Origin of the sequence: Lonsdalea britannica, assembly GCF_946477055.1 — a bacterium.
In the GTDB taxonomy this organism is placed as follows: domain Bacteria; phylum Pseudomonadota; class Gammaproteobacteria; order Enterobacterales; family Enterobacteriaceae; genus Lonsdalea; species Lonsdalea britannica_A.
This window is the reverse complement of record NZ_CAMKXG010000160.1, coordinates 1-8494: the sequence shown is the minus strand read 5'-3', so window position 1 is coordinate 8494 and position 8494 is coordinate 1. Positions and strand designations below refer to the sequence as shown.

Annotated in this window: 9 protein-coding genes; all 9 read right to left on the bottom strand. The window is 53.2% G+C overall.

What is annotated here, in order from left to right:
- Nucleotides 1-665 (bottom strand): flagellar cap protein FliD N-terminal domain-containing protein (locus tag Q7O77_RS11480; protein WP_304167180.1); only part of this gene is annotated, 665 nt, incomplete at its 3' end.
- A 304-nt stretch (nt 666-969) separates the two neighbouring features.
- Entirely contained in the window at nt 970-1950 is a 981-nt protein-coding gene (gene flgL / locus Q7O77_RS11475) for a flagellar hook-associated protein FlgL (protein WP_094118299.1), read from the bottom strand.
- Nucleotides 1951-2004: 54 nt separating this feature from the next.
- Nucleotides 2005-3657: a flagellar hook-associated protein FlgK gene (flgK, locus tag Q7O77_RS11470; protein ID WP_304167177.1), complete on the bottom strand. Its 1653-nt coding sequence runs from the start codon at nt 3655-3657 to the stop codon at nt 2005-2007.
- A 103-nt stretch (nt 3658-3760) separates the two neighbouring features.
- Nucleotides 3761-4738, bottom strand: coding sequence for a flagellar assembly peptidoglycan hydrolase FlgJ (gene flgJ, locus Q7O77_RS11465; protein WP_085653371.1), 978 nt, complete (start codon nt 4736-4738; stop codon nt 3761-3763).
- Nucleotides 4738-5847, bottom strand: coding sequence for a flagellar basal body P-ring protein FlgI (locus Q7O77_RS11460; RefSeq protein WP_304167173.1), 1110 nt, complete (start codon nt 5845-5847; stop codon nt 4738-4740). The genes flgJ and Q7O77_RS11460 overlap by 1 nt, the downstream gene beginning before the upstream one ends.
- 10 nt (nt 5848-5857) lie before the next feature.
- Nucleotides 5858-6529 carry a flagellar basal body L-ring protein FlgH gene (locus Q7O77_RS11455; protein WP_304167182.1) on the bottom strand — a complete coding sequence of 224 codons (672 nt, stop codon included), beginning with the start codon at nt 6527-6529 and terminating at the stop codon, nt 5858-5860.
- 99 nt (nt 6530-6628) lie between these two features.
- On the bottom strand, nt 6629-7411 hold the full coding sequence (flgG, locus tag Q7O77_RS11450; RefSeq protein WP_304167171.1) for a flagellar basal-body rod protein FlgG: 783 nt from the start codon (nt 7409-7411) through the stop codon (nt 6629-6631).
- 20 nt (nt 7412-7431) lie between these two features.
- On the bottom strand, nt 7432-8187 hold the full coding sequence (locus Q7O77_RS11445; protein ID WP_304167169.1) for a flagellar basal body rod protein FlgF: 756 nt from the start codon (nt 8185-8187) through the stop codon (nt 7432-7434).
- 22 nt (nt 8188-8209) lie between these two features.
- The coding region (locus tag Q7O77_RS11440; protein WP_304167166.1) for a flagellar hook-basal body complex protein at nt 8210-8494 on the bottom strand (285 nt) is incomplete at its 5' end.

Genomic DNA, 8494 nt, shown 5'->3' with positions numbered 1-8494 from the left:
ATGCTATTCAACGTGCTGTCATTTGAGCTCACGCTCATCGTTGACGTTTCACCCGTCGTATCAGAGGTCAGCGTCAGCTGGTAGCTGCTATCGCCCGACTGCACGATGCTCGCGCTCACACCCGCCTTGGCGGAATTGATGGCGCTAGCAATGCCTGAAAGCGTAGTCTGGTCATTGGTTAGCGCGATATTGACCGCACTGCCGCTACCGACCTGCAGAGTCAGATTACGCGTGGTCAGGCTGCTGTCGCCCAACTGCGTGGTTTTACTCGTCTGCGCGCTAGTCGCCAGTGTCTGAGCCGTCGCCAACTGGGTCACTTTAACAGCGTACGATCCCGAGGTAGCGCTAGAGGTCGCCGTACTCGTGAACGCAGTATTTGTCGACGTTTTTTTGGTCGCGTAAAGCGAGCTGTCGCTCAGCTTTTGCGTGGCGGTTGAAAACGTTTCCAATGAGCTCTGCAGCGTACCGTAAGCGGTGAGCTTGGACTCATAGCTAGTTTGTTTATTCGTGATCGCGGTAAGTTTCTGGTCTTCGACTCCCTGCAGAGACTCCAAAATTCCCGACAGGTCCAAGCCAGAGCCCACGCCCAACGAGGTGACTAACCCGGTACCGGTGCTGGTCGTAGTTGCTGAAGTAGAACTGGTCGTGCTTGATGTCGTAGCCATATCCTCTTACCCCTTAATAAATGTATTCATCCATCTGCATAGATTATCGGCAGTACTTTTTAAAAGTTTATGCGACTGTCAACATTTAGAAGATAAAAATTACAAGGTTGTTGACGCCAGCAGGGGCTGGCAGCACGTCAACCCTGAACGGAATAGGTGCCTACCCTGTCTGTCTCAATCGCTTAGGGCAAAGAAAAAGCCCTATGCGTAAAATAAAAAAACGGCCGTATCGCCTGCTATTAACAGGACGATACCGCCTAAACAAATACGCCCGGTTTAAGCGTATTCCAAAATTTGTTGCAAATTAACTATTCATCTCAAACAGCGACATGCCTTTCATTGAAGAAAACGTGCTCTGCGCTGCCTGCAGCGCCACCTGTTGCATGGTGACATTGGAAATCATTTCGTACATATCATCGACATCAGACCCTTTCAGGCTGGTCATGCGATCCGAATAGATCAGGTCGCGGCTATCGCCAATACTGTCTAATGTCGTTAATTCGTTCAGCTTGCTACCGACGGAAGCCTGTACGGTCAACACGTTATCCAAAGAGTTAGCCATGCCTCGGTTAGCTTTATCGAACATCGCAACGTAAGCATCGGTGGTCGTGGTGTCGTCACCCGTATCATCCAGCGGAATATCCAGCGCGGTTAACGCGGTATCAATGCTGTTAAACATGTTGCTTTCACTGGCTGAACCGTCTGGCTCAGTTTTGTAACCCGCCGCCAAGCTCAGAAAAACGGTCGTGCCTGTGTCGCCCGTCGTCATGGTACGGCTGGCATCCACCTTTTGACTCACGGAGCTGTCGCTACCGACATAGGACACGTTGCCATCGCTATCTTCGACAAAAGGGGCCGTATCGGTTTTGTAACCGGCAAAAATGTAGTTACCGTTACTATCCGTCGTGTTAGCCAGCGTCAAGAGCTGATCTTTGTAGCCCTGCAGTTCCGTTTTCATGGACTGGCGGTCGGAGTCGCTGTAAGTCGTGCTCGCCGCTTTAACCAGCAGAGTCTGGACGTTTTGAATCACGTCAGTGACCTGATCCAGAACAGTGGATTCCAGAGACAGGTTGCTGGTCGCCGTATCACGAGCGGTAGCAAACTGTTCATTCGTTGACTGTGATTGCGCCAGTACAACGGCCTGCGCCGAAGCAATAGGATCGTCCGATGGTTTGTTGACCAGCTGTCCATTGGACAAATCTAACGACGCGCTCTGAAATTTAGAGTAGGCGTTCGTAATGCTTTGCATGTTCTGCTGATAAATCATCGATGAACTTAGACGCATAACACAGTCCTTAAATTTAATTTATATATTATTTTCAATGAATTAGCGAGTCAATCAGTTAACCGCAGACAGCAACGCATCGAAAATCGCTCCGGCAGTGGACAATACTTGAGCATTTGCCGTGTAGTACTGCTGGTAGCGCTGCAGGCTAATGTATTCTTCATCAGAGTTGACCCCGGAAATCGACTGCTGTTTCTCGGTCAACTGGGTTACTATGGTTGATTGCGTCGTGCTGTTAGTCTCAGCACTTTGCGTTTTCACACCAATTTCACCGACCAGCGAGGCGTAAGCTTCACTGAAGGTGGCATTACCGTTCACCTGATTGCTGGTTTGCAGCGCCAACAGCGCGGCCGCATTACGGTTATCGCTCTCACCCGTGCTGGAGTCATTGAGCGCTGCCGCGATTTTTGCTGTGTCAGAGATTGCCACAGACATGTTGGTAATCACTTCGCTGACGGTGTTCAGCGTAAACTTGTCACCAGAGGTCGCTGTACCGCTGACCGCCACTTCCACGCCGTCGAAGCTCAGCGTTGTGTTGCCGCTACTGTCGGTTCCCGAGGTGTAATCGACGCTGGCACCGTCAGAGGTGCGCGTGACGCCCCAAGAGCCGTTGGTGTATTTCAGCGTGTAATCGCTCGCCTTAACCGCCGTCGTGTCGGTATACGTCGCTGTCAGCGCGGCGCTGCCTTTATTGTTCGTGTTGCTGATAACACTGGGCTGAGTGAAGCTGAAGAAATCCGTCCCCACATCACCGTTAAGATCAACACCTTCTTTATGCTGAGTGTTGAAGCTGCTGGCCAGCGATAACGCAAGCTGACCCAGCTGGTTACGGGCGGTATCCAGCGTTTCAGTACGGAACGTAAGCAAACCGCTGACGCTACCGCTTTCAAGCGAATCTGAGCTCAGCTGAATCGGTTTGCTAATACCATTGTCATAGGCCACTTCCGTTCTTGACGGATCGTCCGGAGATGTCATGGTAACTAAGTTATAGGACGCGTTGCCTTGTACCAAGGTCATGCCGTTAGCCAGGCTGACGCTGACCATGCTGTCCTGCGTGGTGGTGGTCACGCCGACGAAGTTGTTCAGTTCGTTAATCAGCTGGTCACGCTGGTCAAGCAGCGCATTCGCCGAGCTGGAGCCGCTGCCGAGCTGAACGATTTTTTCGTTCAGATTCGCTATCTGCTTCGAGTAGGTGTTGATCTGATCTACGCTGCTTTTCAATTCAGCATTGATAGACGAATCCATATCCTGCAGATATTTATCCGTGCTGCTGAACTGGTTCACCATACTTTGCGCGCTGCTGATGACCGTCTGGCGCGCAGAAGCGTCGCTCGCATTGGTGCTGAGCGACTGGATAGAAGAGAAAAACGAAGACATCAGCGTGGACAGGCTGTTATCGCTGTCCGACAGCAGGTTGTCGATCTGTGAAACCTGCTCGGAATAGGCTTTTGTACCCGCGTAGTTGCTGGACGCTGAGCGCAGCTGATTGACTACCAGGGAATCGTAGGCCCGGTCGACGGAAACAACATTTACGCCATTGCCGATAGTGCCGTAAGGCTTTTGCGTACCCGTATTTTGCGCTAAAGATACGCTCTGTCTGTTGTAACCATCAGTGTAAATGTTACTGATGTTGTTGGCCGTGGTGCTAATAGCCACATTCGCAGCTTTCAGGCCTGACGACGCAATGTTTATCAATGAACTGGCCATGAAATTTCCTTTAGATTACAAATTCTAACCGGCAATGGTGTCTAATAAAGTTATCGGCTAGGGCCACACAAACTTGAGCAAGAAATTAAAAAATAAAAGCGGTTTAAAATAAGTTACTTATGTCGTGTGTATAGGCCTTCACCGCTTTCTCGGTCGTGTTCTTAATCTGTCCGATAATTTGAACCAGCTTGTCACCATAACGCGGATCGGTCGCATAGCCGGCTCTCTGCAGTTCGTATGCCGCCGCCTCGGCGCTATTCGCATTGACGACGCCTTTATAACGCGCGTTGTCGGTCAGCAAAGAGATATAGTCATTGATAGAGTCCAAATAGGTGTCATAAACGCGGAACTTCTCTTTCACCTTATAGGACCGACCATTTTCGAACTCGGTCGTCATGATCTCCGTCACTTTCCCATTCCAGTTACTGCCTGCTTTCACGCCGAACAGGTTGTGGCTGGGCTTACCGTCGCTGGTCGTGATTTCGCGTTTACCCCAACCAGATTCGAGCGCGGCCTGCGCCATAATCAGGTGATGGGGAATGCCGGTTTTCAGGCTGGCAATCATGGAAGGCATTGACAGACGATTCGTGAAATCTTCAGAGGACGGCGGCAATTCCGGCGCGGCCTTCGTTGCGCTCTGCCCATCCTGATTGGTGCGCTTCAGGAACTCGCCCATCAACGCCGGCGGGAAAGCGGACGACGTCATAAAATCATCTTTGCTGACAGGCATCGGCGTGGTACCCACACCGTTGCCGATCTGCTCGTTAGCATTACGGCTGAGCTGTTTCACCATCATGTCAGCGAGTCCCAGGCCTTTTGCTGACAAATCCTGGGCAACCTGCTGGTCATACATGCTGGTGTACAACCGGGTCTGGTCGCTGCTGAGCAAGCCATCTTTTGGCAGCGCCGAACGCATGCTTTTCAGCATCATATTGACGAACAAACCTTCGACCTGCTTCGCCACTTTTTTCAGCGCTGACGGATCGTTTTTGACCGCATCATTGCGTAGCTTGTTCAGCGACTTGATGTCATAGGCCGCAGAGGCCTGATCAACCGAACTGTTGCTATCGAGCTTCATCATTAGATGATCTCCACTTCCGCCTTGATGCAGCCCGCACTGTGCATTGCCTGGATGATGGACATCAGATCCATCGGCGTCGCACCCAGTGAGTTCAGCGCACGGACCACGCTGTTCAAATTGGTGCCCGCATTCACACGCTGCAGCGCCCCGCCTTCCTGACGCATATCGATCTGCGTCTGTTGGGTAACCACGGTCTGCCCACCGGCTAACGGCGTATCCGGCTGATTCACGTTCTGCTGATTGTTGACCGTAACGGACAGGTTGCCCTGTGCGATAGCACAAGAGTCGAGCGTCACGTTGCGGTTCATCACCACCGAGCCGGTACGAGAGTTGATGATGATCTTCGCATCCATTTCGCCGGTGTTAATGTTGATATCCTGAATCTGCGCCAGAAAACGAACCTGAGATGTGCTACCGGACGGTAAAGTCACTTCCACGGTACGACCATCAAGCGGTCTGGCCACGCCAGAGCTATTAAACCTATTAATAGAGTCGCTGATACGCTGCGCCAGACTAAAGTTTTCCTGCTTCAGCTGTAGCGTAAGATTGTTGGACGCGCCGAACGTGGTGGGCAGCTCGCGCTCAATGGTCGCGCCGCCGTTGATTCTGCCGCCGGACAATTGGTTCACCTTGACCTGACTCCCACCGGAAGAGGCGCCCGCGCCGCCGACCAACATGTTGCCCTGCGCCAATGCGTAGACCTGATTATCGACCCCTTTCAGCGGCGTCATGAGCAGCGTACCGCCGCGCAGACTTTTCGCTGAACCCAGAGAGGACACCACGATATCGATTTTCTGACCGGTCCGGGCAAAAGCAGGATAGTTGGCGGTCACCATCACAGCCGCGACGTTTTTCAACTGCATGTTGGTGCCGCTGGGCACGGTAATCCCCAGCTGCGACAGCATGTTGGTCAAACTCTGCGTCGTAAACGGCGTCTGAGTCGTTTGGTCGCCCGTACCATCAAGACCGACAACCAGGCCGTATCCAATCAGCGGGTTATCACGTACGCCTTGAATATCAACCAAATCACGTAAACGCTCGGCGTGTGCTGATGACAAGAGCGTCAGTGATAATGTGATAAATGAAAAAATAAGGTGACGAACCCGCATGATTAACCTCTTAAAATGGTGAAACGTTCAGGAAGAAGCGCTGTAGCCACCCCATTTCCTGGGCTTCATTAATATAGCCTTTACCGACGTATTCAATTCGGGCGTCAGCAACCTGCGTGGAGACCACGGAGTTCGACCCAGTAATTGTTCTCGGATTCACGATGCCGGAGAAACGGATAAATTCCGCCCCTTGGTTGATGGCGATCTGTTTCTCGCCCACCACCTTCAGGTTGCCGTTACTTAACACGTCTTTCACCGTCACCGTTATCGTACCGGTGAAGGTGTTTTTCGCGGTCGCTCCACCGGAGCCGTCGAAGTCGTTCTTGCCTTCTACGTCGAAGTCGGCGCGCTGGTTACCGAACAGACCTTGCAACAGGCGAGGCGCCGTAGTGACACCAAGCGATCCAGAGCCATCACGGGATGAGTTCGCACTCGAACTTTTGCTGGCGCTGACATTTTCCTGCAGGGTGATCGTCAGGATATCGCCGACGTTACGGGGACGACGGTCCTCGAACAAAGGTTGGTAGCCGTAATTCATCGGCTGAACCATCTGAAAGATCGAACCGTTGGTGGCAACCAGGTTAGGCGGAGCAGGCTGCGCCGTCGTTTCGCCTTCCACCAGTTCTTTGTGCGGAAGATAGGCGCATCCGGCCAATGAAGCGCATACCGATAGCATCAGCATCGGTATAACCACATTTTTCCACCCGATACGGCATAGGCGAAGACCGCGCAAGCGCGGTACGTTCACTTCTTTTCTCATTAACACCATAAATGTGCTTTCTTAAATTTGCGTAAGCCGCTGCAGCATGGCATCAGAGGTCGACACCGCCTTACTGTTTATCTCGTAGGCACGCTGTACTTGGATCATATCCACCAGTTCTTCCGCCACGTTGACGTTAGAGGTTTCAACATATCCCTGATAAAGCACGCCTGCGCCGTTCTGGCCCGGAGTCGACTCTGTCGGCGCACCTGAACTCTGGGTTTCCTGGTACAGGTTTTCACCCAGGCTCTGCAAGCCGGTCGGGTTGATAAACGTGCTAAGCGTCAGCTGACCGATCTGTGTCGCAGCCGCCTGACCTTGTTCAGTCACGCTGACCACACCGTCACGCGCTACCGTCATTGAAATCGCGGTGTCAGGCACCGTGATCGCCGGCTGAACCTGATAACCGCTGGACGTCACCAGCTGGCCGTTCGCGTCCAGCTGGAAAGAGCCGTCACGGGTGTAGGCGGTGGTGCCATCCGGCAACAGCACCTGGAAAAAGCCCTGACCGTTGACAGCGATGTCTTTGGTGTTTTCCGTCTGCTCCAGGTTACCCTGGCTGTGCAAGCGTTCTGTCGATACCGGACGAACCCCTGTACCCAACTGCAGACCAGAAGGCAGCGTGGTTTGTTCGGAAGACTGAGCACCCGGTTGACGAACCGTTTGATACAGCAGATCTTCGAAAACCGCGCGCTGACGTTTAAAGCCGTTGGTGCTGACGTTAGCCAGGTTGTTCGAGATGACATCCATGTTGGTTTGCTGAGCATCAAGCCCGGTTTTTGCAATCCACAGTGAACGAATCATAGTGTTACCCTTAAAATTGATTAACTAACAGACAGCAGCTTGTTTGCGCTTTCGGCGTTTTGATCGACGTTCGTGATCACTTTCATCTGCATTTCAAATCGCCGGGCACTGTTGATCATGTCAACCAGCGTTTCCGTCGTGTTCACGTTGCTGCCCTCAAGGACGCCAGGCATCACTTTCACTGTGTCATCCGCCGCCAGTGCGTTGCCGACTTGCTGCTGAGCCTGCGGAGAAATGTGGAACAGGCCATCATCGCCGCGAACCAGCTGGTTCGGTTCCGCCTTGACCAGTTTCAGCGCACCCGCCGCCCCGACCGTGTTCGGCGCATCGCCATCGCCCAGCGCGGAAATGGTGCCGTCTGCAGCGATAGTCACGCTGGATTGCACCGGTACCGTCAGCGGGCCGTCGTCGCCGACAACCGGGTAGCCCTGAATGGTCAGCTGACCGGTTTCATCGATCTGAATGGCACCGTTTCGGGTATAGGCTTCTTCGCCGTTAGGCAGCTGCACAGCTAACCAGCCGTCGTCTTGTACCGCCACGTCCAGAGGACGAGACGTGTAGTTCAGCGGCCCCTGCGACATATCGGCACCCGGAGTCGACGCCACGACCAACGTACGCGTCGGTAGCGTAGGGCCCTCAACGGGCACCGCGCGCATGGCGTTTAACTGCGCCCGGAAACCGGGCGTTGACACATTGGCCAGGTTGTTGGCGATGACCGACTGCTGCTCCATCGTCTGGCTAGCAGCGCCCATCGCTGTATATATGGCGTGATCCATATCGTTACCTTGTGTGGCTTAATTAACGCAGGTTGACCAGCGTGTTCAGGATGGAGTCCTGAGTTTTGATGGTCTGGGCGTTGGACTGATAGTTACGCTGGGCAACGATCATATCGACCAGCTCGGAACCGATATCAACGTTGGAGGATTCCAGTGCGCCACTGGTCAGTGACCCCAGCAGACCGGTACCCGCAGTACCCAGAGAAGCTTCACCGGAAGATGACGTGGCGCTCCAGACGTTGTCCCCTTCAGACTTCAGGCCCTGGTTGTTGGAGAACGTGGCCAGCACGATCTGTCCCAGCAACTG

Excerpts from the sequence above, each read along its gene's own strand:
- flgL (WP_094118299.1), bottom strand. The coding sequence starts at position 1,950 with ATGCGTCTAAGTTCATCGATGATTTATCAGCAGAACATGCAAAGCATT.
- flgK (WP_304167177.1), bottom strand. The coding sequence starts at position 3,657 with ATGGCCAGTTCATTGATAAACATTGCGTCGTCAGGCCTGAAAGCTGCG.
- flgJ (WP_085653371.1), bottom strand. The coding sequence starts at position 4,738 with ATGATGAAGCTCGATAGCAACAGTTCGGTTGATCAGGCCTCTGCGGCC.
- Q7O77_RS11460 (WP_304167173.1), bottom strand. The coding sequence starts at position 5,847 with ATGCGGGTTCGTCACCTTATTTTTTCATTTATCACATTATCACTGACG.
- Q7O77_RS11455 (WP_304167182.1), bottom strand. The coding sequence starts at position 6,529 with ATGCTGATGCTATCGGTATGCGCTTCATTGGCCGGATGCGCCTATCTT.
- flgG (WP_304167171.1), bottom strand. The coding sequence starts at position 7,411 with ATGATTCGTTCACTGTGGATTGCAAAAACCGGGCTTGATGCTCAGCAA.
- Q7O77_RS11445 (WP_304167169.1), bottom strand. The coding sequence starts at position 8,187 with ATGGATCACGCCATATATACAGCGATGGGCGCTGCTAGCCAGACGATG.